The following is a 24,219-nucleotide window of genomic DNA, read 5'->3' as shown; positions in this document are numbered from 1 at the left end:
CGCCAGTGGTTTTCGGATGAAATTTTCGCAGAGCCTCAGGCCTTGCGGCGGAATTCCGATGTCATGAAGGTCTTGAATGTGCCGTCCGGCTGCCTGACGCTGCCGGAAAAGCTGCGATGATTGTCGTCATGCAGCACCAGCACGTCGTGATAGGTATCGGTGCGGCCGGAACCGTCGAAGGCCGGGCCTTCCGCTTCCAGCGTCAGGGTCTTGCCGTCCTCTTCCAGCCAGCCCTTGTAGACCCAGAGATTGGTCATCATCGACCCTACCCAGGTGCCGACGAAATTGCCCTTGGCCGGGTCGAAGCCGACCGTGATAACGGCCGTCATCTGGTCGCCATCGGGCATCCTGCCAGTGCCCTCGCCGACAATCCACAGCCCGCCGATGGAGCGGACCGTCTCGGTAAATCGCTGCGAGGGATCGTTGGCGTCATAGCAGTCATGGCCGGAACTGGAGGTCATGACCCAGTCTCCGACGATCCTCTTCAGGAACTCATGTTCCTTCTGCGGCTTGGCGATTTCCATTTCCATTGTTGTTTCCTCCTCGTCCGTCCGTTTTCAGTGGCAGCAGGCTGCCGCCTTCGGCGCGTCCTCATACTGGTCGTGGCGGCGCACCCAATCCATTACCTCCTCCTCGTTACGGCCTTTTGGCACCAGATCGAGCAGCATCAACGTGCCGAGCGTCTGCTCCGCGCCGCGGGCGTAGGTGGAATAGGTGTGGTAGATCTTGCCGTCGTCGCCCCTGGCGAAAACGCTGATGCCGTGCAGGTCCTTCAGGTCGCCATAGGGCGCCATGTCACGGTAATTATAGGTGATTTCACCTTTGGCCATGTCCTCGTCACGGAACGAGGCCTGATAATCGTAGTTGAAGTCGCTGCTTTCGGCCGAAACCCACGGGAATTTCCAGCCCATGCGGTTCCTGTAGCTTTCGATCTTCTCAAGCGGCGCGCGCGAAACCGCAACGAAACCCGCATCGCCGTGCTTGAGGTGGATCAGCGCGCCATCGACATGGTCGGCAAAGAAGGAGCAACCGACGCAGCCCTCCTCCCAGTCCGGCGCCAGCATGAAGTGATAGACGATGAGCTGGCTGCAGGTGCCGAACAGTTCCTTCAGCGATTTGGGGCCGGAAGGGGCATCGAAGATATAATCCTTCGTCACCTCTTCCCAGGGCAGCGCACGCCGGGCCTCGTTCAGCCTGTCGCGGGCGCGGGTCATTTCCTTTTCCTTCACCAGCAGATCGCGGCGGGCCGCAAGCCACTCCTCTTTCGAAACGACGGGATGAGACATGATCTTTCCTCCTTGGATCCGTCTTTCACCACGGCACCGCCCCGCTTTAACGGTGGGCGCCGGCTATTTCTGTGCTGAAAGTCAATAAACAGTCTGCGGGGCATCAAGTTCCGCTTGACTAATTAGGTTGATATCAACATATTTATCCCATGTCAAACGCCAGCGTGATTCCTTTTTCGACAACTCTTTTAGTGCGGGATGCCTGTCTGTGCCTGCATGCGCAGCGCGCCGCACGGGCATTGGCGCGGTTGTTCGACAATGCACTGAAGCCGGTCGGCATCACCAATGGACAATTTTCGCTGCTGATGTCGCTCAACCGGCCGGAGCCGCCGCCGATGGGACCGGTCGCCAATCTTCTGGCCATGGACCGCACGACGCTGACGGCGGCGCTGAAGCCGCTGGAGCGGCGCGGGCTGGTCAGCATCGAGCAGGACCCGAAGGACAAGCGCGGCAAGCGGCTGCGGCTGACGGCGGACGGCATGGCCGTGCTCGCCGCCGCCTTCCCCATCTGGGAACAGACCCATGCCGAAATCGAAGCCCGCATCGGCAGCGGCGACCCCGACCGGCTGCGCCGCGACCTTATCGACCTCGGCTGACAGGATTGACGGCATGGCGCCACTTTTGTCGGCGACAATGTCATCCGGCCGTCGTGCCGGGGAGCGACACTACGAAGAAAGCGCAATCAAGGAGGAATGATCATGCGTGCAATCGTTTTTGTAAAAGCCACCAAAAGCAGCGAAGATGGCGTCATGCCCACGACCGAGCTGATCGAGGCGATGGGGAAATTCAACGAGGAACTGGTCAATGCCGGCATCATGCAATCCGGCGACGGCCTGCATCCCTCCTCCAAGGGCAAGAGGGTTGTGTTCGACGGTGACAGCCGCACGGTTATCGACGGCCCCTTCCCGCACACCAACGAGCTGGTCGCCGGCTTCTGGATCTGGACTGTGAAGGACATGGACGAGGCCGTGGCCTGGGTGAAACGCTGCCCGAACCCGATGCTGGAGCGCAGCGAAATCGAAATCCGCCCGATGTTCGAAATGGAAGACTTCGGCGACGCCGTAACGCCGGAAATCGCCGCGCATGTGGAAGAACTGCGCGCCCGTGTCGCCAAGCAATAAAGGCCGCTCAGGCGAGCGCCGGATTAAAATGGGAGGGTGCGGGCTTGCCGCATTCTCCCCCACCGCCTGCCGCTGCAAAAGCCGTTGCCTCGAACAACCGCCGCTGTTAATGGTGAAGCGGTTCAACCCGTTTCAAGAAAGGAGGCTTCGCATGGATATTTCCTGCTTCTGGCGCAATCGTCAGCTCTGCCACCTTTTTGCCCTGCAGACGCGTTTGCAGGGCTGACCGGAACAACCAACACTCTGGTTTGCCCAAAAGGCCGCGCAGAATGCAGCTTGTCTGCCGTTGCGCATGTTTTCACGACGGATCACCCCGAACCGAAACCCCGTACTGCCTGTGGCAGACCACGGTTCGTCACGCGTCCGTCCTGCCAGAGACGACTTCATGACCATCATCACGCTTCGAAACCTCGGAATCATTCTGGGCAAGCCGCTTTTTTCCAATCTCAGCCTTACGGTGAATGCGGGAGACCGCATCGGCATCGTCGCCGCCAATGGCTGCGGCAAATCCACCCTGCTCCATTGCCTTTCCGGTGACATGGAGCCCACCAGCGGCGATATCACCCGGCTGCGCGGACTGACGCAGTCCATCGTCCACCAGCATCTGCCCGCCCCGCTGATGGAATGGACGATGCGGGACGCCGTGCTTTCCGCCCTGCCGGCGGACACGATCGACAGCGAGAGCTGGCGTGCCGACATTATTTTCGACGCCATGCTGGTGCCGGAACCGTTCCGCGAGCGCCGCCTGAAAGAGCTGAGCGGCGGCTGGCAGAGGCTTGCCATGCTGGCGCGGGCATGGATTACCGAGCCGGATGTGCTGCTGCTCGACGAGCCGACCAACCATCTCGACCTCGAAAAGATCAATGTGCTGGAAAACTGGCTCGGTGAATTGCCGCGCGATACGGCTGTCATCATCGTCAGCCATGACCGCGCCTTCCTCGACAATGTCACCAGGAGCACGCTGTTCCTGCGGCCGGAAAATTCGGCGCTGTTCCGGCTGCCCTATGGCCACGCACGGGCGGTGCTGGAAGAAGAGGATGCCGCCGATGAACGGCGTTTCCAGCGCGACATGAAAACCGCCCAGCAATTGCGCCGTCAGGCCGCCAAGCTCAACAATATCGGCATCAATTCCGGCAGCGATCTTCTGACCGTCAAGACCAAGCAATTGCGTGAGCGTGCGGAAAAGATCGAAGAAATGGCGCGGCCCGCCCATATCGAGCGATCCGCCGGCAAGATCCAGCTCGCCAATCGCGGCACCCATGCCAGGGTTCTGGTCACTCTGGAAGATGTGCCGGTCTCGACGCCGGACGGAACATTGCTGTTTCGCACCGGCCGGCAATTTGTCCGTCAGGGAGACCGCATCGTCATTCTCGGCCGCAACGGCGTCGGCAAGACACGGCTGATGTCGCTTCTGCAGGCGGCTGTATCGGGTGCAGGCCAGATACAGGAGGGCATCAAGGCCACGCCCTCGCTGGTGGCCGGATATGTCGACCAATCGCTCGCCGAGATCGATGACGACAGCACGCCCGTTTCACTGCTGTCCCGCCGCTTCGATATTGGCGACCAGCGCATCCATGGCCTGCTCGCGGGCGCCGGGATCGACATGGAAATGCAGAAACGCCGTATCGCCGCCCTTTCCGGCGGGCAGAAGGCCCGGCTTGCCATGCTGGCGCTGCGGCTGGCGGAGCCGAATTTCTACCTGCTGGACGAGCCCACCAACCATCTGGACATTGAGGGGCAGGAAGCGCTGGAGGCGGAAATCATCAGCCGCGAAGCCAGCTGCGTGTTCGTCTCGCATGACAGGAGTTTCGTGCGGGCTGTCGGAACCCGCTTCTGGCTGATCGACAAGCGCAGGCTGGTGGAAGTCGACGATCCGGAAGGGTTTTTCGCCTCGGCCTGATGGTCTTGAAAAGCAAACGCCCGTCAGCCCAAAAGGCTGGCGAGGCGTGGATCGCCGGCGAAATCCAAAATCGCAAAACCCGTTCTGCGCATTGGAAATTCGCAGAGCGCCTGCACCCCCGTTTTCGACAGGTGGATACGCCAGCTCATCCGTTCCACCGGTGTCTTCGCGGCAAAAGCCTTCGGCGACAGAACCGCGATGTTGAGGCCGCCGGCGGGGTCGCGTACCGAGCGATAGAGGATAGCCTCGATCTTCGCCAGACGTGCCTGATCGGCCAGCGTCTGGCACGGCTCGTAATTCTGCAGATCGGTCCACAGGCGAGCATCCCGGCTCAGTTCCGGTTTCGTCAGGTTGAGCGCCGCATCGGTGGCGATACGGGCGGCGAAGGCGGAATAGTCGGCGGGATTGGCGGGCAGCGGCGTGCCCGGCGATTCGGCATAAAACAGCAGCCGGTAAAAGGCCATTTCGGCCAACGCCGTCTCCACCTTCTGGGCGGCGTAATAAACGCCCTCGGTATAGCCCGCGCGGCGGAAGCGCGAACCATGCGGATAGGCGGCTCCATACCGGAAGGGCGTGGCGAGAAGATAGTCGAAACCGGCGCATTCCGGCGGAAACGGCCGCTTGCTCGTCTCCAGAATATCTTCCAGCAGCGATTGCTCCTCCACGGTATCCACCAGTTTCATGGTGGAAACCTGATGCTGCGCTTCCACCAGCCGCCAGTATTTTCCCGATACGGCGCGTTTTTCAGACAGGAGCGCGGCGGGCATCCAGATAGGAGAGGACATCGATCAATCCGGTAATGGTGGTCAGTTTGTCGGCAGGCACGGCGTTTAGCGCAACATTGTGATTGCGCAGCCAGTTTTTCGCCACGGCCTCATCGCCGCCGGCAATCGCATCCAGCGAGCGGAAAACCCGGATCAGCAGCACCGCAAGCTCGAAGGATTTGGCGCCCGGCTCCAGCAGGAAATCGAGCCGTTTCATGCGCGACACGGTGGGGGCGGAAACGCCGAGAATATCGGCCGTGCGCGCGGCATTCAGGCCCAGCCGCTCGGCGGCGGCGATAACGGCCTTGGTGACGACCCTGCCCTGCGAGGCGGGATCCATGGCGCTCTTGGCGTGAATATTCATGGCGCATATCCTTTCCTTGGAAAGAATATAGCATTTTTCTTTCTGAAAACAAGAAGGCCGGGATGAACCCGACCTCATTGTTCAGATAGCTTGCTCACGCGAATTGGATCAGGCCACCGAGACCGGCACTTCCGTGGAGGTACGCATGGCGTGGCTGTAAGGGCAGACGATGTGAGCGGCGGCAACCAGCTTTTCGGCGACTTCGCGCTCGACGCCCGGAATATTGGCCTTCAGCGACACTTCGATGCCGAAGCCGCCGCCGTCTTCGCGCGGGCCGATGCCGACGGTTGCCGTCACAGTCGTGTCTTCAGGAATCTTTACCTTTTCCTTGCCGGCGACAAATTTCAGCGCGCCCAGGAAGCAGGCGGAATAACCGGCTGCGAAAAGCTGCTCCGGATTGGTGCCACGGGCGCCATCGCCGCCCAGCTCCTTCGGAACGGTCAGCGTCACGTCGAGAACGCCGTCTTCCGACTTGGCGTTGCCGGCGCGGCCACCGGTGGCGGATGCTTTGGTCGTGTAGAGAATGGGCATGACATTTACTCCTTCGGGTTGGTGTTGGGCATCTTATAACGCACAATTAAATTGTGCGCAATATAGTTTTGCGCATTGAATGAAATTTTGTTTTTTGCGATAATTTTCACGAAATTTCGCCGCGCATCCATGCGGCAGGAACCGAAAGCGGGGGCTGATTGTTCCCTTCCCGGTTGATTTTGGAGCAGGAAAATGGACGCAGAGGGCGACGAGAAGAAGATGGAAAGCCTGTTGAGGCTGGACCAGCAGATATGTTTTGCCCTTTATGGCGCGGCACACGCCTTCACGCGCGCCTATAAGCCGCTGCTCGACCCGATCGGGCTGACCTATCCGCAATATCTGGTGATGATGGCGCTATGGGAAAAAGAGACATCCACCGTCAAGGCGCTCGGCGAAATGCTGGGCCTCGATTCGGGCACGCTGTCGCCGCTGCTGAAAAGGCTAGAACATGCGGGGCTGATTACCCGCAAGCGCGGCACGGTGGATGAGCGGCAGGTGCTGGTGGCTTTGACGCCGAAGGGCGCGAACCTCAAAAAAGAGGGCGTGAAGATCATGGCGGCAATCGGCAGCGCCACCGGCTGTGGGCTGGAAGAGCTGGTGCAGATTCGCGACCGGGTGAATGCGCTGAAGGACAGTCTCAGCCGTCCGTAACCCCAAAAAGAAAAAGGCGACACAGGGCCGCCTTTTTATTCGAAGCGTTTTCGGCTTACTGCCAGACCACCACACGCGCCTTCTGCGGCACGCGGTCGTAAAGATCGATGACGTCCTGGTTCATCAGGCGCACGCAGCCGGAAGAGACGGCCTTGCCGATGGAGTTCCATTCCGGCGAACCGTGCAGACGGTAGAGCGTGTCCTTGCCGTTCTGGAAGATATAAAGGGCGCGTGCGCCGAGCGGGTTCTTCAAGCCCGGCGGCATGCCGCCGTTCTTGGAGGAATATTTGACCAGTTCCGGCTGGCGGGCGACCATTTCGTCCGGCGGGGTCCATTTCGGCCATTTCTGACGCCACTGAATGACGCCCTCGCCCGACCAAGCGAAACCTTCGCGGCCGATGCCGACGCCGTAACGCATGGCGCTGCCGCCCTGCTCCACGACATAAAGGAAGCGCGAGCGCGTATCGACAACCACGGTGCCGGGGCGTTCGCCGGTCGGGTCGACAACCCGCTGGCGGTAATAACGGCGGTCGATTTTCTGATAGGGGACGGCGGGAATGACGTAACCGCCATCCTCAACCGAGCCGTACATGACGGCCAGTTCCGCATCGCTGACGCCCGGCGAGAACATCTGCCGGAAATCGCTGCCGATGGCGCTTGCCTGCTGGCGAATGGCGCCTCCCGGACCTGATGAGGCACAGCCTGCGAGAAGCGAAGCGGAGGAGATGCCGAGAAGGGAAAGGAAGGTGCGTCTGGAAAGATCTGTGTCGGTGCTTGTCATAAGGCCGGTTTGTCCCACATTTCGAACGGCTATATCGCCGTTGTACGTCATTTGTTCCGTGTCATGCGTATTGCGAAAATAGTTAACCGACCGCTAAAAGCCAGTCACAAGGCGCTGGCGGAATGGGTCCAATATCTCTTTCTTTTAGAACGTGTTCAGATAACCACAATCTGCGCCCCTTGCGGCACACGCTCGTAGAGATCGATCACATCCTGGTTGAGCATGCGCACGCAGCCGGAGGACGTCGCCTTGCCGACGGATTGCCAGTCCGGCGTGCCATGCACGCGGTAAAGCGTGTCCTTGCCATCCTTGAAGATATAAAGCGCACGCGCCCCGAGCGGGTTGTTGAGACCGGGCGTCATGCCGCCATTGGCGGCGGAGATGGAGGCGAGTTCCGGCTGACGCTTGACCATTTCATCGGGCGGCGTCCAGCGCGGCCATTTCGCCTTCCACTGGATCTTGCCGCGGCCCGACCAGGCATAACCGTCGCGCCCCAGCCCAACGCCGTAACGGATCGCCTTGCCGCCGGATTGCACGAGATAGAGAAAATGCTGCCTGGTATCGACGATAATGGTGCCGGGGGCTTCCGCCGTCTGGTAGCTCACTTCCTGCCTGAGATAACGCGGATCGATGCGGCCATAGGGAATGGCCGGCAGCGAGCGATCCTCATCGCGGATCGGGCCATACATGACCCGGTGCAGCGGATTGGAGACAGGCAGGCCATAGGCCATCGCCTGGCCCTGCGGCTGCTGCGCGTTAAAACCCTGCACCTGCGGGGCTTGCAGCCCCTGCCCGCGCACCGGCGGACCGTATTCCTGATGGAAGCGGGTTCTGAACAGATCCGGCGGACGCGTCGAAAGCTGGCCCGGCTGCGGCGGCAGTTCCGGCTGGCGATTGGAGCTGACGGAGTTGAAATTGAATACCGGCGCCGTTTCCCTGACGAAAACATCCGGGTCCATCCGGGTCGTATCCGTCACGAAAAGGCAGCCGCTCATGAGAGGCAGCAGGGCAAGCCCCGCCAGAGAGGCCGCCCGGCGACCGTTTTTCAAAAGGAGTGCTATCATCTGAACCGCTTCATGGAATCCAATCTGCCGGCATGATGAACCGTGCGGCTGGCGCGAAGCTGGCGTCGGTTTTTCAAAAAAAATCGAAAAACCGCATTTTTGCTCTTGAAGCTCTAGTTGCTAGAGGTGCCAGATTGGCTGTCGACTGGAATTCAGGAGCGGAAACCATGAATATTTCGACAGGCATAAACATCAAGGGCAAAGACGACGAGCAACTGACCTTCTCCGTTGGCGGCATGGATTGCGGCAGCTGCGCGGCGAAAATCGAAACCGCGCTTTCCCGCCTGCCGGGCGTTGCCGACGTCAAGGTTTCCGTTGCGCGCGAAAGGCTGAACCTTTCGCTGGCCGAAAGCAAAACCTCGGTCGAAAAAATCGAAGACACGCTGCGCAAGCTCGGATTCAAACCCGCTTTGCTGCCGCACGAAAAAGTCTCCCGCGCAAAAGTCGAGGCGGATCATCACGGCCACGACCATGATGACCACGATCATTCGTCCTGCGGCGGCCACCATGCCGATACCGCAGCGAGCGCCGACAACAGCAATGCGCTGACCTTTTCGGTCGGCGGCATGGATTGCGGCAGTTGCGCCGCCAAGATCGAGACCGCGCTTTCCCGCCTGCCGGGCGTTGCCGACGTCAAGGTTTCCGTTGCCCGCGAAAGGCTGAACCTTTCGCTGGCCGAGAGCAAAACCCCGGTCGAAAAAATCGAGGACACGCTGCGCAAGCTGGGATTCAAGCCGGCCCTGCTGCCGCAGGAAAAGACCGCGCGAGAAAAAGCCGCAGATCACAATCACGATCATGACCACGGATCATGCAGCGGCCATCACCACGACCACGATCATTCAGATCATGACCATTCGGGGCATGACCATTCCGCACACGATCACGCGTCCTGCGGCGGGCATGATCATGACCACTCCAAGCATGACCATTCTGGTCACGATCATTCCGGCCACGACCATGCGGGCCATTCGCATGGTTCAGCTCCGGCGGCTGCAGTGCAGAGCGGGGAAGTGGGACACGCCCATGGCGCGGATGAAAAAGGCGCGTGGTGGCGCACCGCAAAGGCGCGCAACACCTTCACCGGCACCATTCTGGTCGCCATCGCCTATGCGGCGGAACTGAGCTTCCCGGCATGGGGCGGTTACGCCTTCATCATCGCCACGCTGGTCACGCTCTTCCCCATCGCGAAGAACGCCTTCAACGCCGCCCGTTTCGGCGCGGTCTTCACCATCGAAATGCTGATGACGATTGCCGCCATCGGCGCGATCATCATCGGCGAGGCGGAAGAGGCGGCCATCGTCGTGCTGCTCTTCTCCGTCGGCGAATTGCTGGAAGGCTTTGCCGCCGCCCGCGCCCGCTCGGGCATCAAGGCGCTCGGTTCGCTGCTGCCGAAAACGGCGCTGGTGGAGGAAAATGGCGCGCTGCGGCAGGTCGCGGCCGATCAGGTGCGCATCGGCCAGGTGGTCGTGGCGCGTCCCGGCGACCGCATCGCCGCCGATGGCGTTGTCATGGAAGGCCAGTCCAGCGTCGACGAATCGCCGATGACCGGCGAGAGTATTCCCGTCGCCAAGGAAAAAGGCGCACGCGTCTTTGCCGGCTCCATCAACCATGATGGATCGCTGCGCATCCGCGTCGACCGCGCACCGGAAGACAACACCATTGCCCGCATCATCACGCTTGTCGAGGAAGCACAGGATGCGCGTGCGCCGACCGAGCGCTTCATCCAGAGCTTCTCGCGTTATTACATGCCGCTGATCGTGGCTATCTCGGTGCTGACCATCATCGTGCCGCCGCTTGTCGGCCTCGGCGACTGGGATACCTGGATTTATCGCGGTCTCGCTTTGCTGCTGATCGGTTGCCCCTGCGCGCTGGTCATCTCGGTTCCCGCGGCCATCGCCTCCAGCCTTTCGGCAGCGGCACGCCATGGCATGCTGGTGAAGGGCGGCGCGGTCATCGAAATGCTGGCGCGCACCGAAACCGTCGCCTTCGACAAGACCGGCACGCTGACGCTCGGCGAACCTGTCGTGACCGATGTGGTGGCGCTGGACGGCAACGAGGCCGAGCTGATTGCGCAAGCCGCAACCATCGAGCACGAATCGAGCCATCCGCTCGCCCGCGCCATCGTCAATCATGCCGAAAAGAGCGGCGTTAAGCCCCTGCCCGGCTCCAACATCAAGGCGATTTCCGGTCGCGGCATGCAGGGCAATGTCGGCGGGAAAGACCTGTTCATCGGCGCACCGCGCTTTGCAACGGAAGTCGGCACCCTCTCGAAGGAACTGGCCGATCGCATTTCCGCACTGGAAAGCGAAGGCAAGACTGTGGCCGTCGTCATGGCCGGCGGGGCGGCAAGCGGCCTCTTCGCCATGCGCGATGAGCCGCGCAAGGATGCGGCGGAAGGCGTGAAAGCGCTGAAGGAAATGGGCATTTCCTCGCTGATGCTGTCGGGTGACAATGCCCGCACGGCGCGTGCCATCGGCAACAAGCTGGGCCTTGAGGCGCGTGGCGAACTGCTGCCGCAGAACAAGGTCGAGGAAATCCGCAAGCTTACCGAAAAGAAGACCGTGGTGATGGTGGGCGACGGCATCAACGATGCGCCGGCCCTTGCGGCGGCCAGCGTCGGCGTCGCCATCGGTTCCGGCACCGATGTGGCGATGGAAGCGGCGGATGCGGCGCTGATGCGCAACAATGTCGGCGACGCCGCCCGCCTGATCGGCCTGTCGCGCGCCACCATGCTGAATATCCGCCAGAACGTGACCATCGCGCTCGGCCTGAAAGCGGTGTTTCTGGTGACGACCGTGACCGGCGTTTCGGGCCTGTGGCTCGCCGTTTTCGCCGATACCGGCGCGACGGTTCTGGTCACCGCCAACGCCATGCGGCTGCTCGGCTATTTCAACCGCAACAAGGGCTGACATTCCATTTGCGTGCAAGACGGCCGGGTCTCGTCAATCGAGGCCCGGCCGTCTCATTTACGGCATATTGACAAACTAATTGCGTCCAATAAATACCGCTTACCGCCGTTTCCACGCGCGTGACAATCGATTCCACGCGCAGGAGCGCTGAACTTGGCAAAGCATGGCTATAACCGCATCGCGTACCGCGCGATCAAGATCGGTGGAAACATCGCCAAAGTCATCTTTTCTATCGATTTGTTCATCCGGCCCGGCAGAAGAAAAACGCTTCCGCAGTATCAGCCTGCCAGACGCAGCCCGAAATCGGAAAAGGCCATTCCCCGCATCATCTGGCAGACGAATTACTCCAACCGGGTAACGACGCCGATCTATGCGAATTTCCTGTTCAACCGTTGGCTGACGCCGGAATTCGAATATCGCTACCATGATGACGAGGCGTGCCAGACCTATATCGACCGGCATTTTCCCGGACGTTACGCCGACGCCTTCCGTCGCCTGCAGGTGGGCGCTGCCAAGGCGGATTTCTGGCGTATTCTGGTGCTGCTGCAGGAAGGCGGCATCTATCTCGATATCGATTCCAATTTTGCGGCCCGCCCCGAGGATGTGATCGGCCCGCAGGAAGAGGCCGTTTTCATCGCCATGAAAAGCGGCGAGATCACGAATTACTTCATGGCCTCCAGGCCCGGCCACCCGGCGCTCAGGCTGATGGCCGACCGTATTTCCCAGAATATCGAAGACGGAACGCTCGCCAGCGTCTACGACATGACCGGCCCGACGGTGGTGCATGCCGTCGTCAAGGAGCTCGGCCTGCCGGTTCGCAATTACCGCGAAATGTGCACCCAGAGTCAGTTCACCAACAAGCGCGCCCAATATGCCGATAAAAAAGACGGCGCATGGTGGGCGGAGCAGGCCAAGACGTCCATCGTCAAGAACTAGGGCATCTCCGGTACGTGCGAAGCGGTTTTAGCCGAACGCGCTCCTGAACCTCACGTGTCCCCAAAACAGCGGCACAGTCTGCATTTCAGACGAAGGCGTTGAAAAGGCGGATGCTTTCCTCCACCGCATGCGGCACCACGCCGTTATGGGTACCGGGCAACAGCTTCTTGTCGACCTTGAAGCCGGATGTCAGGGCGCGATCCACGAAAAGCTGGTGATCGGCATCGAAAGGCCGCTCCTCCGTGCCGCGCAGAAGCAGCGCCGGACATTTGAGGCTGGGACCGAAACAGACGGAGGAGCGCATGATGAATTCGCGCTCGTCGGTCTCGTCGAAACAGATCTCGTCGCTATAGCGGTTGAAATAACGCCAGGAATTGACGCCGGCGGAGATGGGTGCTGCGGCGCGGAACCTGCGGCTCATGGCGGCCAGCAGCGTCAGCGTTCCGCCGTTGGAATGGCCGGCGATGAAGAAGCGGTTTCTGTCGATACCGGGAAGGTTTTCCAGATAGGTGGCCGCCGCCAGCGCATCCGCCGTTTCGTCGTAGAAACCGGAATAATTGCCGCTTTGGCCGTTTTCACCACGGAAGGACGGCAGAAGCACGACATAACCCGCTTCCCAATAGGGCTTCATCAGCGCCCAATGGCCGTCTCCGGTGGCGTTGCCGCCATGAAGAAAAAGTACGGCGGGTTTCAGCGTTTTTGACGGCTGGTAGTGGGAGAGCCAGGCTACAAGCTCGATGGAACCATCCGGCCCGCCGGGATAGGTGACACGTTCCGCCCCGGGCGGCGTGCCGAGTGCAGAGGATTTTTCCGGCGCAGCCATTTTTCGCAAAAGATGAGTGTGGAACCGTTTGCGCGCCTCCGAATAATCCTGCCGCTCCAGCGGCAGCACCTCGGGCGCGGCAACGCCCGCTTTCGCACGGAGCGGCAAAAATGCAGCCGCTGACAGCCCCATGGCGCCGGCCAGCAGGCTTCGCCGCGTCAGGCTCGGCAAGATGGTGCCGCTCTCTTCCTGTCCGAAGGCTGAGGAAAGAAAGCGTTTGTCTGCCATATGGTCACCTGAAGGGATGGTTGTAACAGCAGTTCAACACTGCGGCGGGAGGCTGTCCAATCACGGATTCGCGAATGACAACAATGTATTCGCAGCTATCGTGGCAATTTCTGGACAGCGTCTTCCCTGCTCCTGTGCCTGCCACGGAGGATGAAGGGGCGGCCAAGGCACCCTACACTTCCACGCCATCGATCATCGCCACCAGTGTCGAGAGCCTGTCCGCCTCCGCCGGCAGCTTGTCGGCGCGCAGCCGTGCAATGCGCGGGAAGCGCATGGCGACGCCGGATTTGTGGCGGGTGGAACGGTTGATGCCCTCGAAGGCCACCTCCAGCACGAAACCGAAATCCGGCGTGGCGCGCACCGCCCGCACCGGGCCGAAACGCTCGACCGTATTGTCGCGCACGAACTTGTCCAGCACCTCCAGCTCCGCATCGGTGAAGCCGAAATAGGCCTTTCCGACAGGCACCAGCTGTTCGCCATCCTCACCTTCCGCCCAGACGCCGAAGGTGAAATCGGAATAATAGCTCGACCTTTTGCCGTGGCCGCGCTGCGCATACATCATCACGGCGTCGATATTATAGGGATCGCGTTTCCACTTGAACCACGGCCCCTTGGCGCGGCCGGCCTGATAGGCGCTGTCGCGGCGCTTGATCATCACACCCTCGATCACCGGATCGGGCGGGGCGGCGCGCAGCGTGTCGAGTTCCTGCCAGCTGGAAAAGCCGATCAGCGGCGAGAGGTCGAAACGGTCATGCGGGGCGTGCTCGATGATATCCGACAGGCGGCCGCGGCGCTCCAGATAAGTCTGCGCGCGAATATCGCTCTCGCCCTCGAACAGCAGGTCATAGGCGCGGATGAAGGCTGGATAATCATCCAGCATCTTCGCTGTCACCGTCTTGCGGTTCAGCCGCTGCTGCAGGTCGGAAAAGGTGCGGGTGAGATTGTTGGAGCGCGCTGTGCCGCCAATCAGCAACTCACCGTCCATCACGCCTTCGAAATCAATCGCCTCCAGAACATCGGGAAAGGCGCCGGAAATATCGTCGCCGGAGCGGGAATAGAGTTTTCGCGTGGCGCCTGCGCGGGACAATTGCACGCGAATGCCGTCCCATTTCCATTCGGCGGCGTAATCGGCCGGGTCCAGCGCATCGAGGTCGCCATCGGAAACCGGCGTCGCCAGCATCACCGAATGGAAGATGGCGGGAGTCGCCAGCACCGGCCGCCCGGATTTCCCCTCCAGCCAGGCGAAAAGCGGCGTATAGGGCGGCGTCAGCCCGTGCCAGAGGGTCTCGATTTCGGTGATGTCTTTCCCGGCGAAATCCGCCAGCGCCTGCCGAGCCAGCCGCGCCGAAACGCCGATGCGCAGACTGCCGGTGGCGAGTTTGAGGAAAGCGAAACGCGAGGACGTATCGAGCCGGTCGAGAAGATCGCGCACCGCGCTGCGCACCTCCGTGCGGCCGAGCGAATTCATCAATATGACGACATCGCCGAGGCGCGGGTCCTGCGCCTCGGCGTCATCCGCGCCGCCGATATTGCCCCAGACCAGCGAAATAGTCTCGGCCAGATCGCCGACATAGTCATAAGAATAGCGGAACAGCACCTCGTCCATCCGCTCCAGCACCAGCTCGCGCAGCAGGGCGGGTTTGACGCTTTTCAAGTCCAGCGTGCCAGCAATCGCCGCCAGCCCGTAACCCCGGTCGGGATCGGGCGTATCGCGGAAATAATCGGTCAGCAGCTTCAGCTTGCCGTTGCGCGAGGGGGTGAGAACGAGACGGTCGAGCAGCGTGGCGAAGGCTTTCATCTCAATCCCCCTCATCCTCGTAACCGACAAGATGCAGCGGCTTGGCGGCAATGCCCTGCAATTGACACCAGCGCACCAGCGCCTCCTCACGGCCATGGGTGACCCAGACGGCCTGCGGGGAAATTTCCCTGATCGTCTCCAGAAGTTCCGGCCAGTCGCAATGATCTGATATCACCAACGGCAGCTCCACGCCGCCCTGTTTGGCGCGCTGCCGCACCATCATCCAGCCGGAAGCGAAAGCGATGAGCGGTTCGTTGAAGCGCCGCGCCCAGCGTTCCTGAAAAGCCGAGGGCGGACCGACGACAATCGCGCCCTTGAAGGCGGAAGGATCGCTTTTTTCGAGCGTTGCGGGGCGCAGATCGCCGAGATCGATGCCCTGCGAGACGTAATAATCGCAAAGCCGCGCCAGCGCACCGTGAATATAGATGGGATCGGAATAACCGTTGTCCCGCAAAAGCCTGATGACGCGCTGCGCCTTGCCGAGCGAATAGGCTCCGACAAGATGGGTCCGTTCGGGAAACTGTTTGATGGAGGTGAGCAGCTTGCCGATTTCCACACGCGGCAGCGGATGGTGAAACACCGGCAGCCCGAAGGTTGCTTCGGTGATGAAGACGTCGCAGGGCACCGTCTCGAAGGGCGCGCAGGTGGGATCGACGCCGCGCTTGTAATCGCCGGACGCCACGATGCGCAGGCCGTTCATTTCCACCGAGATTTGCGCCGAACCCAGCACATGGCCGGCGGGATGGAAACCGACGGTGACGCCGTTCACCTCCACCCTCTCGCCGAATGCGACAGCCTGCTCGCTGCCGCAGAAATCCTCACCGTAACGGATACGCATGATATCCAGCGTCTGACGCGTGGCCAGCACCGCGCCATGGCCGGCACGGGCGTGATCGGAATGGCCATGCGTGATGAGCGCCCGCGCCACCGGGCGCACGGGATCGATATAAAAATCGCCCGCCGGACAATAGAGGCCCTTGGGCGTGGAATTCAGGAGCTGTTCCGGCTTCATATTCATTGAGATAGGGCCGCCCGCGCGAATGTAAAGTGCTGCGAGCATAACGCGGAACGGGCGTTAAATTTCCAGTGGTGGTGTTTTTGTTTTGCCACCCGTCATTTCGGCGTTGAGCCGCAGCTATATGGAGTTTTGGTACGAAGTTTGCGGGCGCAACGCCAACGCACGACCGGCTTACAGGGTCGCCATGGGATTTATACTTGCAGAAATGTATCCAATCGGATACATGCAATCATGAACAGCTTCGAGAAATCGGCAGAGTTCGACGAATGGCTGAAGGCATTGAAAGATCGTGCCGGAAAGGTGCGGATTCTTCATCGTCTCACCGCGGCCGAGCATGGGAATTTCGGCGATTGTGAGCCGGTGGGTGGAGGCGTTTCAGAAATGCGTATCCACTACGGCCCGGGTTATCGGGTCTATTTCACCCGCGTTGGCAAGAGGATTTACTTCCTTCTGATCGGCGGGGACAAGTCTTCGCAAAAGCGGGACATAAAACGCGCAATCGGGATGGCGCAGACAATAGGAAGGGATGGCCGTGACGGAATTTAGCCAATTCGATGTGTCGGACTATCTGGATAGCGATGAAGCCATGATCGAATATCTGGCGGTTGCGATGGAAGATGAAAACCCTGACGTGTTCATTGCCGCCCTTGGCGCCGTCGCCAGAGCTCGCGGAATGTCACATGTTGCTGATGCTTCGGGTCTGGGTCGCGAAAGCCTCTACAAAGCACTTAAGCCCGGTTCGAAGCTTCGCTATGAAACCGTGCAGAAAGTCCTGCATGCGCTGGGCTTCCGACTGGCCGTCGAAAAATCATTGAGCGCCGCGTAAGGCTGGGATTTACGCCAGCCTTACGACTATATGTTACTACTCCGCCGCCCCTTCGGCCGGCTTCGCCTGCACCGCCGCCGGCAGACGCACCGGTTTCAGCATCAGCGCCGCCGCAAGGCCGATGGCGGCGGTTGCGGCTGCGGCGAAGAAGAGCGGCGTAAACGCATCCGAATAGAGCGAGGCGACGGCGGCCTGCGAGGCGGCCGGAAGTTCGGAGAGCATTTTCGGCGTCAGTTCCTCGATCTTGCCGACGCCGGGAATATCCACCGCCACACCCTTGAGGCTTGATGACACGATGGCGCCATAGACCGAAATGGCAATGGCCGCACCGCCCATGCGGGTCAGGGTCACCGCGCCGCTCGCTGCGCCGATATCCGCCTTGGGTGCGGAATTCTGCACGCCGATGATCGGCGCCTGCTGGCCAAGGCCGACAGCAAAGCCTTGTGCCAACATGAGGACCGCAATCACCCAAAGCGGCGTTCCGGCATGCATCTGCGTGAACAGCAGCATGGCGACGAGGTTGATGGAAAGGCCCGCCACCGAGAAGGGCTTGTAGACGCCGGTGATCGAAATCAGCCGTCCCGCCGAAAGCGAGCCCATGACGATGCCGCCGGTGACGGCGATGAAGAACAGGCCGGCATGGGAGGGCGAAAGCCCGGTCGTGGTCTGCAGGAACAAGGCATAATAATTGACCATGCCGATACCGATGCCGCCGCTGGTCAGCGACACGATCATCAACAGCGGAAAGGTGCTGTCCTTGAAGAGCCTGAGCGGCACGACCGGTTCCGGCGCGCGGCGCTCCACCTGCACCCACAGGAAAGCGGCGATGACGGCGAAAGCAATGATGCCGAGGCTGGGGCCTGCAATCAGCGAGCCGAACAATTCGCTGCTGTCTGCCCAGAAGACCACGCTGGCAATGGTGGCCGCCAAGAGCACCGCGCCGAGATAATCTATCTTCGGCTGGCGCGCCGGACGACGGTAGGGCAGCATCAGCGCCAGACCCGCAATGACGATAATGCCAAGCGGCAGGTTGATGAGGAAGATCGACCGCCAGCCGAACAGATCGCTCATCGTGCCGCCGAGGATCGGGCCGACGCTGCCCGACGCCATGATGGTGAGGCTGGAATAGCTCTGGTAGCGGGCGCGCTCGCGCGGTTCGAACAGATCCGCATTGACGGAGAAGATCGACACCATGATGCCGCCGCCGCCAAGCCCCTGCAGAACGCGGGCGGCAATCAGCGAATCCATCGACCAGGCCAGACCGCAGGCGAGCGAGCCGAGCGTGAAGATGACGACCGCCGCGATCATCACATATTTACGGCCGAACAGATCGCCGAGCTTGCCATAAACCGGCATGACCGCGCTGGTGGCCAGAAGATAGGCCGAGCCGATCCAGCCGAAACGCTCCAGCGCGCCGAACTCGCCGACGATGGTGGGCAGTGCTGTCGATACGATCTGGTTATCGAGGGTCGCCATGAACATGGCCAGCATCAGAAACAGAAAGACGATGAGCCTGCGCCGATGATCCGACACAAGCGGCGCCACGGGGGCGGTGGACATATCCATGAAAAATCTCGTTGGCTTCCGGCAGTTTTGCTGCGACAATTTGTGTGCTATCAGCATATATATGTCAATGGCAAGTTTTTGACATCTGTGCTAATGCCGCTAAATGTGATCGGAAAACAGCATCGAAAGGGACGATGAAGCGTGGCGACTGAGGAAAACTGGAACGAGGATCTGCCCGAGGACATCAAGCGGATCGGCAACACGATGACGCGCATGCGCATCATGATCGGCCGCCGCATCATCGGCCGCATGGCGCTTGCCAAGCTCGCTCCGGGTCTCGAACTCTCCCATATCGACGTTCTCGATATTCTGCGCCGCGCGGAAGGCGATGTTACCGTGGGCGCAATTGCCGAGGGCATGCGCATCGACCCTTCGCGCGGCAGCCGGGTGGTGGCGGATATGGTGGGGCGCGGCCTGCTGAAACGGGGCGTTTCCCAGGAGGACGGCCGCCGCAGCATTGTCGAGATCACACCGCTCGGCACCAGTCTTTTGCAGGAAATGCGCCGGACCAAGATGAGCGTCATAGAGGACGTGATGGATGGATGGCCGGCGGAGGATGTGGAGACATTCGCCCGCCTGTTCGAACGTTTCATCGACCGTTTCGAATATCGGTTGTCACCGGATACGGACTTCTTCACGGATCAGAAAAAATCATAGCTGCCCCGGCGATCTGCAACTTCACTTTAAAACGACGAAACCGTAACGTGCCGCGCATCGAACTGGTCAAGGGGTAATTTCGATGTTGACGATCTACGGTGTCTACCGTTCCCGTGCCACGCGCACGCTGTGGCTTGCGGGTGAACTGGGCATAGAATTCAAACATGTGCCCGTGATACAGGCCCGCCGCCTTGCCGATCCGCTGGCTGCGGATGCGCCGCTCAACACGCTGTCTCCCGCATTTCTCGCCGTCAATCCGATGGGCACCATTCCCTGCATCGAGGATGACGGCATGGTGCTTTACGAATCCATGGCCATCAATCTCTACCTTGCCCGCAAATATGGCGGACCGCTCGCCCCCATCGACCTGAAGGAAGATGCAGCGATGCTGCAATGGTCTTTCTTCGCCGCCACTGAAATCGAGACCAATTCGCTGAAGATTTCCTCCGCCATCGCCGAAGGCCTGTCGGAAAGCGATAGCGGCAAGGCCGTGATCGATGTCGCCGCCCGGCTGCTGAAGCGCCCCTTCCGGGTGCTGGAGCAGCATCTTTCCAGCCACGATTATCTGGTGGGCGACCGTTTCACCGTCGCCGATCTCAACGCGGCGGAAATCGTTCGTTACGCGCAGGGCCACAAGCCGCTGTTCGATGCCCATCCGGCGCTGAAAGCCTGGCTGGATCGTTGCCAGGCCCGCACAGCGTTCAAGACCATGTGGGACAGCCGGGCCGCCGAGGCGGCCTGAGCGGGAGAACATTCCGCGATCCTTCTTTCTCCACCCTCATTCCTGTGCTTGTCACAGGAATCCAGCCGACGCGCGTCTGCGCGGCGGGGAGAGTTCTTTCAGCCCAAGGACTTGGGCTGGCTGGATCCCTGTGACAAGCACAGGGATGAGGGAGCAGCACAAGACCGAGTTAGGGCCTCTCAGCCCCTCTCTCCCTCCAGCGCCCGCTGCACCGCCGGGCGGTCGTTCATGCGGCGGAAGTGGTCGTGCACCTTCGGGAAGCGGGCAATATCCACACCATCGCTCTCCAGCCAGCCGGACATGACGAAAAGGTAGGGATCGGCAACCGAATAGGCCGTACCAAGAACCCAGGGACCGTGCAGCATGCCGTGCTCGATCAGTTCGAAGCACTCGCCCATGGTCTGCGGCACCTTGGCTTTCATATCGGCCAGCGAACTATCCTCATTCGCCCAACGGCTGCCGCGCCGCCCATGCGCGTGGGCGACATGCACGGTGGAGGAAATGAAGGCGTTGAAGGACTGCATCAGCGCGAATTCAAAGGGATCGTCGAGCGGTGCGAGCTTCTTTTCCGGCGCCATCTGCGCGATGAAGGCGAGGATGGCGGGCGTCTCGGTCAGGACACCGCTTGCCGTAGCCAGCGCCGGCACGCGGCCCTTCGGATTGATCTTTAAAAATGCCTCGGAGCGTTGCTCGCCCTCCGCGAAATTGACGCGGTGGGCCTTGTAAGGCAGGCCGGATTCCTCAAGCACGATATGGCTGGCGCGGGAGCAGGAACCGGGGGAGAAAAACAGTGTGAACATGGATATGCGACCTCCAAAGCAATGAAGCGCCCGTTTCTTCCTCATGCGGACGCCGCCCCTCGGCGGCCATGGGATGGCCGTCACACGCAGGGCACGTCATCATCGTGCCCGCAACCGGCCGCGTCAAAGGTTATTTAAAGCCCGACGACTCTGACATCGCCGACATGGATGCCGTTCCAGTTGCGCATCTGCCGGTTCGCCATGCCGCTCAAAGCCTGCTGCTCGGCGCTGCCTTCATCGAAATAGCGGGCCAGCAGTGCCGAGACCATGGCTTCCGCCGCACGCGTCGTGCCGTCTTCGCATTTCACCGCCATGGCAATGCCCTTTTCCGGCAGGGCGGCGACGAAGACGCCCTCCGCCCCGGTCTTTGCGAAGATTTTTCCCGGTGCGATCTGCATCAGTTTCGTGCAGGCGCGGCCGGTGCCCGCCACGTAAAAGGGCTCCGCCATGCAGGCCTCGACGAGACGGCGCGAGGCTTTCGCACGGCCCGCTTCCAGCCCCCTGCCCGTCGCCATTTTCGCGAAACCATGCGCCAGCCCTTTGAGCGGAACGGCATAGGTGGGGATGGAGCAGCCATCCACGCCGCAATTGTCATGGCCGAGCGTCGCACCCGTCAGGCTTGCCATTGTGGCGCGGATTTCCCGCTGCAGCGGATGATCGTAACCGACATAGCCCTTAGGATCAGTGCCGGTGTGGCAGCAGGCGCAGATGAAACCGGAATGTTTGCCGGAGCAATTATTATGAAGCGCCGTCGGTTTTTCCAGCGTGCGGGCCTGATGGATGATGGTTTTCTGGTCGGAAGACCAGTGCGCGCCGCATTCCAGCGTATCGGCATCCCTGCCCGCCTTCGCCAGCATCGAAGCGGCGAGTTCCACATGCGCGTCCTCGCCGGAATGGGAGGAGCATGCAAGCGCCAGTTCGCGGTTGCCGAAGCCGTAGGCATCCGCAGCACCGCTTTCCACCAGCGGCAGCGCCTGCATGGCCTTGCAGGCGGAACGCGGGAAGATACCGCGCTCGATATCGCCAGCCGAAAACAGCACGCCGCCATCGCCATCCACCACCACGGCAAGGCCCTGATGGCGGCTTTCCACGAGGTTGCCGCGGGTGACTTCGACGGTAACGGAATTGTTCATTTTCGCAGCCTCAAAAAATTCTGATTTCATGTGGTTGATACCGCAATTGATTTTTCGATGCACGGGGCTATCAGTGAAATTTGCAAAACGTCTGCTGCTGGCGATTGCCGTTATTTATCTGCTTCCCGCGCTGGCATCGGCCGGGCTGTGGGCCATGAAAGACCATCCGCGCGGCTGGAACGCCGCCAGATGGTCGTCCTCCGGCATGCTGCCGGCGGCGTCCAGCAACGGCGAAGCCGCCGTCTATATCTTTTCCGCCATGACCGGCGGTTTCAAGGGCTCCGTCGCCAGCCATGCCTGGGTCGTGCTGAAAAAGCCGGGCGCTGCGAGCTATGACCGTTACGACAAGGTGGGCTGGGGCACGCCGATCCGCCACAATGGTTATGCGGCGGATGCCTACTGGTATTCCAACATGCCGCGCCAGGTGGTGGCCATTCATGGCGCAGAGGCGGAAAAGCTGATCCCGAAGATCGAAAAGGCGATTGCCGATTACCCTTATGGCCGGCCGGGCGGCTATCGCATTTATCCCGGCCCCAACTCCAACACCTTCGTTGCCCATGTGCTGCGCAGCGTGCCGGAACTCGGCGTCGTGCTGCCGCCGGATGCCGTGGGCCGCGATTATCTGCCGGAGGGCGCGCTTTACCACATCGCCGACGACTGGAAGGATGCAAGCGTTTCGCTCGGCGGCCTGTTCGGCATTTCGGCGGGTGCGCGCAGCGGTTTCGAGATCAATTTTCTCGGTCTTGTCGCCGGCATCGATTTCAGCCGGCCGGGCGTGAAGATACCGGGGCTCGGTTATTTCGGCGTGGCGGGCATCCGCGCGTAAGCGGTTACGTTTCGCTGGCCTGAGCGGCGCGCCGGGCGCGGATGCTCTGGGCGATGAAGACCCGCGACAGGCCATGATAAAGCGGCTCGCGGGAGAAAAGCCGCGACGTCAGATATCCCAGCATCGATGCGGCCATGATGGGCATGACGCCTTCATGATTGCCGGTCATTTCAAGGATGATGACAAAGGCCGTCATCGGCGCCTGCACCACGCCCGCAAAATAACCCGCCATGCCGACGATGGCGCCAAGGCCGATGCTGGTGCCGAGCAAGGTGGCCATGGTGCTGCCGAAGCCCGCGCCCACCGACAAAGACGGCGCGAAGATGCCGCCCGGAATGCCCGACATCATGGCAAGAAACGTCGCCGCCAGTTTTTCGATGAAGAAGAATGCGGGCGCGGCCTCGCCCTCGATTGCCGCGCGCGCCTGTTCGTAACCGGTTCCGAAGGTCGCGCCGCCCGTTGCGATGCCGAGGACGGCGGAGGCAAGGCCGCAGGCGGCGGCAACCGCCAGCATCCGCTTCAGCGGCACGGCCTGCGCAAAGCGCCGGATGCGGGCGGAAAGACGCAGGGCGCCTGCGCTGAACAGCGCACCGAACGCGCCGCCGCCAATGCCGCAGACCAGAACCAGCAGCCAGTCCATGGTCGTTTTCGCCATCACCGAACTGGTGCCGAAATAGGTATAGCTGCCGACCAGCGCCAGCGAAGCGAGGCCCGACAGGATGACGGCAGTGAGGACGAGGCCATTGGCGCGGGATTCATAGGTCTTGCTCATTTCCTCGATGGCGAAGACGATGCCCGCCAGCGGCGTATTGAAAGCCGCCGCGATGCCCGCCGCCGAGCCAGCGAGAATGAGACCCTTCGCCTGCGCCATGCCGCCCCAGCGGGCGGCCTGCAGCATGATCGAGGCGCCAACCTGAACGGTCGGGCCTTCACGGCCGATGGAGGCACCGGACAAAAGCCCGGCCACCGTCAGTACCACCTTGCCGAAGGCGAGTTTCAGCGACAGAAGCCGCGAACGGTCCGCATCTTCCCGCAGGTGCCGCGCGGCGATGGCCTGCGGAATGCCGCTGCCGCCGGCATTGGGGAAAACCGTGATCGCGAGCCAGGCGCAGAGCGTGAAGCCAAGCGGCGTGATGATGAGCGGCAGCAGAAACGCCCATTCGCCCGATGATGTCGCCGCAAAGAAAAGGTGCTGGGCCTTATCCGCAAGCCATGCAAAGCCGACGCTGATAAGGCCGACAGCAATCGCGCCAATCCAGAAAACCGCCCTCGGCCTCCACACCCGCCACGAACCCCACACGACACGGGAACGGCGGAGCATCTTCAGCTTTTTGTAGTCGACGGGCATGGCGGTCCAGATCGGTGATTTTGATGGTCGTCATCAGGCGGGAAGCCCGTTTATCCGCCTCTCGGGCGGGGATTGCAAGGTTTTGCATTTGACAGACCGCCCCTATCGGCGCATTCTGCGCATCGCAATTGCAACGCATGGAGACGC

General features: G+C 61.2%; 25 protein-coding genes. 11 read left to right on the top strand and 14 right to left on the bottom strand.

What is annotated here, in order from left to right:
- Positions 1-35: 35 nt before the first annotated feature.
- Entirely contained in the window at positions 36-530 is a 495-nt protein-coding gene (locus CFBP4996_RS02615) for a DUF1579 domain-containing protein (protein ID WP_080852523.1), read from the bottom strand.
- 27 nt (positions 531-557) lie between these two features.
- The gene (locus CFBP4996_RS02610; RefSeq protein ID WP_059753997.1) at positions 558-1,286 is read right to left on the bottom strand and encodes a DUF899 domain-containing protein; all 729 of its coding nucleotides are present in this window, start codon (positions 1,284-1,286) and stop codon (positions 558-560) included.
- 149 nt (positions 1,287-1,435) lie between these two features.
- Between CFBP4996_RS02610 and CFBP4996_RS02605 the strand changes: the two genes are divergently transcribed.
- The 3 genes from CFBP4996_RS02605 (at position 1,436) to CFBP4996_RS02595 (ending at position 4,307) form a co-directional block, all read left to right on the top strand.
- On the top strand, positions 1,436-1,882 hold the full coding sequence (locus tag CFBP4996_RS02605) for a MarR family winged helix-turn-helix transcriptional regulator (RefSeq protein WP_080852524.1): 447 nt from the start codon (positions 1,436-1,438) through the stop codon (positions 1,880-1,882).
- 102 nt (positions 1,883-1,984) lie between these two features.
- Positions 1,985-2,407 carry a YciI family protein gene (locus CFBP4996_RS02600; protein WP_003522234.1) on the top strand — a complete coding sequence of 141 codons (423 nt, stop codon included), beginning with the start codon at positions 1,985-1,987 and terminating at the stop codon, positions 2,405-2,407.
- A 385-nt stretch (positions 2,408-2,792) separates the two neighbouring features.
- Positions 2,793-4,307 (top strand): ABC-F family ATP-binding cassette domain-containing protein, encoded by a 1,515-nt coding sequence (locus CFBP4996_RS02595; protein WP_080852525.1) that lies wholly within the window; start codon positions 2,793-2,795, stop codon positions 4,305-4,307.
- 23 nt (positions 4,308-4,330) lie between these two features.
- On the opposite strand, the gene CFBP4996_RS02590 is transcribed toward CFBP4996_RS02595, so the two are convergent.
- From CFBP4996_RS02590 to CFBP4996_RS02580, 3 genes are all read right to left on the bottom strand, one after another.
- Positions 4,331-5,092, bottom strand: coding sequence for an RES family NAD+ phosphorylase (locus CFBP4996_RS02590; protein ID WP_162935913.1), 762 nt, complete (start codon positions 5,090-5,092; stop codon positions 4,331-4,333).
- A complete protein-coding gene (locus CFBP4996_RS02585; RefSeq protein WP_020813119.1) occupies positions 5,052-5,435 on the bottom strand; it encodes an MbcA/ParS/Xre antitoxin family protein in 384 nt (127 codons plus the stop codon). Before CFBP4996_RS02585 ends, CFBP4996_RS02590 begins: the two co-directional genes overlap by 41 nt.
- A gap of 108 nt (positions 5,436-5,543) precedes the next feature.
- Positions 5,544-5,966 (bottom strand): organic hydroperoxide resistance protein, encoded by a 423-nt coding sequence (locus CFBP4996_RS02580; protein ID WP_003509379.1) that lies wholly within the window; start codon positions 5,964-5,966, stop codon positions 5,544-5,546.
- Between the two features lie 192 nt (positions 5,967-6,158).
- Here CFBP4996_RS02580 and CFBP4996_RS02575 point away from each other — a divergent pair, with 192 nt between their 5' ends.
- Positions 6,159-6,617 (top strand): MarR family winged helix-turn-helix transcriptional regulator, encoded by a 459-nt coding sequence (locus CFBP4996_RS02575; RefSeq protein ID WP_020009598.1) that lies wholly within the window; start codon positions 6,159-6,161, stop codon positions 6,615-6,617.
- A 55-nt stretch (positions 6,618-6,672) separates the two neighbouring features.
- Here CFBP4996_RS02575 and CFBP4996_RS02570 read toward each other — a convergent pair whose 3' ends face one another.
- Together CFBP4996_RS02570 and CFBP4996_RS02565 are read right to left on the bottom strand one after the other, a co-directional pair.
- Positions 6,673-7,398 carry a L,D-transpeptidase gene (locus tag CFBP4996_RS02570; protein WP_003522229.1) on the bottom strand — a complete coding sequence of 242 codons (726 nt, stop codon included), beginning with the start codon at positions 7,396-7,398 and terminating at the stop codon, positions 6,673-6,675.
- A gap of 155 nt (positions 7,399-7,553) precedes the next feature.
- On the bottom strand, positions 7,554-8,462 hold the full coding sequence (locus CFBP4996_RS02565) for a L,D-transpeptidase (protein WP_080852526.1): 909 nt from the start codon (positions 8,460-8,462) through the stop codon (positions 7,554-7,556).
- A gap of 167 nt (positions 8,463-8,629) precedes the next feature.
- Between CFBP4996_RS02565 and CFBP4996_RS02560 the strand changes: the two genes are divergently transcribed.
- Both CFBP4996_RS02560 and CFBP4996_RS02555 read left to right on the top strand, forming a co-directional pair.
- On the top strand, positions 8,630-11,371 hold the full coding sequence (locus tag CFBP4996_RS02560; RefSeq protein ID WP_080852527.1) for a heavy metal translocating P-type ATPase: 2,742 nt from the start codon (positions 8,630-8,632) through the stop codon (positions 11,369-11,371).
- A 153-nt stretch (positions 11,372-11,524) separates the two neighbouring features.
- Positions 11,525-12,307: a glycosyltransferase family 32 protein gene (locus CFBP4996_RS02555; protein ID WP_162935914.1), complete on the top strand. Its 783-nt coding sequence runs from the start codon at positions 11,525-11,527 to the stop codon at positions 12,305-12,307.
- An 85-nt stretch (positions 12,308-12,392) separates the two neighbouring features.
- Here the strand turns inward: CFBP4996_RS02555 and CFBP4996_RS02550 are convergent, their stop codons facing one another.
- The 3 genes from CFBP4996_RS02550 to CFBP4996_RS02540 form a co-directional block, all read right to left on the bottom strand.
- The gene (locus tag CFBP4996_RS02550) at positions 12,393-13,358 is read right to left on the bottom strand and encodes an alpha/beta hydrolase family protein (protein WP_080852529.1); all 966 of its coding nucleotides are present in this window, start codon (positions 13,356-13,358) and stop codon (positions 12,393-12,395) included.
- 172 nt (positions 13,359-13,530) lie between these two features.
- Positions 13,531-15,156, bottom strand: coding sequence for a cisplatin damage response ATP-dependent DNA ligase (locus tag CFBP4996_RS02545; protein ID WP_080852530.1), 1,626 nt, complete (start codon positions 15,154-15,156; stop codon positions 13,531-13,533).
- A 1-nt stretch (position 15,157) separates the two neighbouring features.
- The gene (locus tag CFBP4996_RS02540; protein ID WP_080853224.1) at positions 15,158-16,168 is read right to left on the bottom strand and encodes a ligase-associated DNA damage response exonuclease; all 1,011 of its coding nucleotides are present in this window, start codon (positions 16,166-16,168) and stop codon (positions 15,158-15,160) included.
- Between the two features lie 237 nt (positions 16,169-16,405).
- Between CFBP4996_RS02540 and CFBP4996_RS02535 the strand changes: the two genes are divergently transcribed.
- Entirely contained in the window at positions 16,406-16,720 is a 315-nt protein-coding gene (locus CFBP4996_RS02535) for a type II toxin-antitoxin system RelE/ParE family toxin (protein WP_080852531.1), read from the top strand.
- Positions 16,701-17,000: an addiction module antidote protein gene (locus CFBP4996_RS02530; protein WP_080833761.1), complete on the top strand. Its 300-nt coding sequence runs from the start codon at positions 16,701-16,703 to the stop codon at positions 16,998-17,000. Before CFBP4996_RS02535 ends, CFBP4996_RS02530 begins: the two co-directional genes overlap by 20 nt.
- Positions 17,001-17,036: 36 nt before the next feature.
- Here CFBP4996_RS02530 and CFBP4996_RS02525 read toward each other — a convergent pair whose 3' ends face one another.
- Entirely contained in the window at positions 17,037-18,566 is a 1,530-nt protein-coding gene (locus CFBP4996_RS02525; RefSeq protein WP_003522222.1) for an MDR family MFS transporter, read from the bottom strand.
- A gap of 141 nt (positions 18,567-18,707) precedes the next feature.
- On the opposite strand from CFBP4996_RS02525, the gene CFBP4996_RS02520 reads away from it, so the two are divergent.
- Together CFBP4996_RS02520 and CFBP4996_RS02515 are read left to right on the top strand one after the other, a co-directional pair.
- A complete protein-coding gene (locus tag CFBP4996_RS02520) occupies positions 18,708-19,223 on the top strand; it encodes a MarR family winged helix-turn-helix transcriptional regulator (protein WP_003522221.1) in 516 nt (171 codons plus the stop codon).
- Between the two features lie 82 nt (positions 19,224-19,305).
- Positions 19,306-19,965: a glutathione S-transferase family protein gene (locus CFBP4996_RS02515; protein WP_059754022.1), complete on the top strand. Its 660-nt coding sequence runs from the start codon at positions 19,306-19,308 to the stop codon at positions 19,963-19,965.
- A 179-nt stretch (positions 19,966-20,144) separates the two neighbouring features.
- Here the strand turns inward: CFBP4996_RS02515 and CFBP4996_RS02510 are convergent, their stop codons facing one another.
- Positions 20,145-20,765, bottom strand: coding sequence for a glutathione S-transferase family protein (locus CFBP4996_RS02510; RefSeq protein WP_080852532.1), 621 nt, complete (start codon positions 20,763-20,765; stop codon positions 20,145-20,147).
- A gap of 134 nt (positions 20,766-20,899) precedes the next feature.
- Positions 20,900-21,898 carry an asparaginase gene (locus CFBP4996_RS02505; protein WP_080853225.1) on the bottom strand — a complete coding sequence of 333 codons (999 nt, stop codon included), beginning with the start codon at positions 21,896-21,898 and terminating at the stop codon, positions 20,900-20,902.
- 73 nt (positions 21,899-21,971) lie between these two features.
- On the opposite strand from CFBP4996_RS02505, the gene CFBP4996_RS02500 reads away from it, so the two are divergent.
- Positions 21,972-22,724 carry a DUF3750 domain-containing protein gene (locus tag CFBP4996_RS02500; RefSeq protein WP_162935915.1) on the top strand — a complete coding sequence of 251 codons (753 nt, stop codon included), beginning with the start codon at positions 21,972-21,974 and terminating at the stop codon, positions 22,722-22,724.
- A gap of 4 nt (positions 22,725-22,728) precedes the next feature.
- On the opposite strand, the gene CFBP4996_RS02495 is transcribed toward CFBP4996_RS02500, so the two are convergent.
- Positions 22,729-24,072 (bottom strand): chloride channel protein, encoded by a 1,344-nt coding sequence (locus CFBP4996_RS02495; protein WP_162935916.1) that lies wholly within the window; start codon positions 24,070-24,072, stop codon positions 22,729-22,731.
- Positions 24,073-24,219: the final 147 nt, after the last annotated feature.

Origin of the sequence: Agrobacterium leguminum (assembly GCF_005144435.2) — a bacterium.
Lineage (GTDB): Bacteria > Pseudomonadota > Alphaproteobacteria > Rhizobiales > Rhizobiaceae > Agrobacterium > Agrobacterium leguminum.
This window is presented reverse-complemented; position numbering and strand designations above follow the sequence as displayed.

Excerpts from the sequence above, each read along its gene's own strand:
- CFBP4996_RS02605 (WP_080852524.1), top strand. The coding sequence starts at position 1,436 with ATGTCAAACGCCAGCGTGATTCCTTTTTCGACAACTCTTTTAGTGCGG.
- CFBP4996_RS02550 (WP_080852529.1), bottom strand. The coding sequence starts at position 13,358 with ATGGCAGACAAACGCTTTCTTTCCTCAGCCTTCGGACAGGAAGAGAGC.
- CFBP4996_RS02590 (WP_162935913.1), bottom strand. The coding sequence starts at position 5,092 with ATGTCCTCTCCTATCTGGATGCCCGCCGCGCTCCTGTCTGAAAAACGC.
- CFBP4996_RS02610 (WP_059753997.1), bottom strand. The coding sequence starts at position 1,286 with ATGTCTCATCCCGTCGTTTCGAAAGAGGAGTGGCTTGCGGCCCGCCGC.
- CFBP4996_RS02510 (WP_080852532.1), bottom strand. The coding sequence starts at position 20,765 with ATGTTCACACTGTTTTTCTCCCCCGGTTCCTGCTCCCGCGCCAGCCAT.
- CFBP4996_RS02565 (WP_080852526.1), bottom strand. The coding sequence starts at position 8,462 with ATGATAGCACTCCTTTTGAAAAACGGTCGCCGGGCGGCCTCTCTGGCG.
- CFBP4996_RS02540 (WP_080853224.1), bottom strand. The coding sequence starts at position 16,168 with ATGAAGCCGGAACAGCTCCTGAATTCCACGCCCAAGGGCCTCTATTGT.
- CFBP4996_RS02575 (WP_020009598.1), top strand. The coding sequence starts at position 6,159 with ATGGACGCAGAGGGCGACGAGAAGAAGATGGAAAGCCTGTTGAGGCTG.
- CFBP4996_RS02545 (WP_080852530.1), bottom strand. The coding sequence starts at position 15,156 with ATGAAAGCCTTCGCCACGCTGCTCGACCGTCTCGTTCTCACCCCCTCG.
- CFBP4996_RS02515 (WP_059754022.1), top strand. The coding sequence starts at position 19,306 with ATGTTGACGATCTACGGTGTCTACCGTTCCCGTGCCACGCGCACGCTG.
- CFBP4996_RS02535 (WP_080852531.1), top strand. The coding sequence starts at position 16,406 with ATGAACAGCTTCGAGAAATCGGCAGAGTTCGACGAATGGCTGAAGGCA.
- CFBP4996_RS02595 (WP_080852525.1), top strand. The coding sequence starts at position 2,793 with ATGACCATCATCACGCTTCGAAACCTCGGAATCATTCTGGGCAAGCCG.
- CFBP4996_RS02580 (WP_003509379.1), bottom strand. The coding sequence starts at position 5,966 with ATGCCCATTCTCTACACGACCAAAGCATCCGCCACCGGTGGCCGCGCC.
- CFBP4996_RS02495 (WP_162935916.1), bottom strand. The coding sequence starts at position 24,072 with ATGCCCGTCGACTACAAAAAGCTGAAGATGCTCCGCCGTTCCCGTGTC.
- CFBP4996_RS02615 (WP_080852523.1), bottom strand. The coding sequence starts at position 530 with ATGGAAATGGAAATCGCCAAGCCGCAGAAGGAACATGAGTTCCTGAAG.
- CFBP4996_RS02525 (WP_003522222.1), bottom strand. The coding sequence starts at position 18,566 with ATGGATATGTCCACCGCCCCCGTGGCGCCGCTTGTGTCGGATCATCGG.
- CFBP4996_RS02560 (WP_080852527.1), top strand. The coding sequence starts at position 8,630 with ATGAATATTTCGACAGGCATAAACATCAAGGGCAAAGACGACGAGCAA.
- CFBP4996_RS02530 (WP_080833761.1), top strand. The coding sequence starts at position 16,701 with ATGGCCGTGACGGAATTTAGCCAATTCGATGTGTCGGACTATCTGGAT.
- CFBP4996_RS02600 (WP_003522234.1), top strand. The coding sequence starts at position 1,985 with ATGCGTGCAATCGTTTTTGTAAAAGCCACCAAAAGCAGCGAAGATGGC.
- CFBP4996_RS02585 (WP_020813119.1), bottom strand. The coding sequence starts at position 5,435 with ATGAATATTCACGCCAAGAGCGCCATGGATCCCGCCTCGCAGGGCAGG.
- CFBP4996_RS02570 (WP_003522229.1), bottom strand. The coding sequence starts at position 7,398 with ATGACAAGCACCGACACAGATCTTTCCAGACGCACCTTCCTTTCCCTT.
- CFBP4996_RS02505 (WP_080853225.1), bottom strand. The coding sequence starts at position 21,898 with ATGAACAATTCCGTTACCGTCGAAGTCACCCGCGGCAACCTCGTGGAA.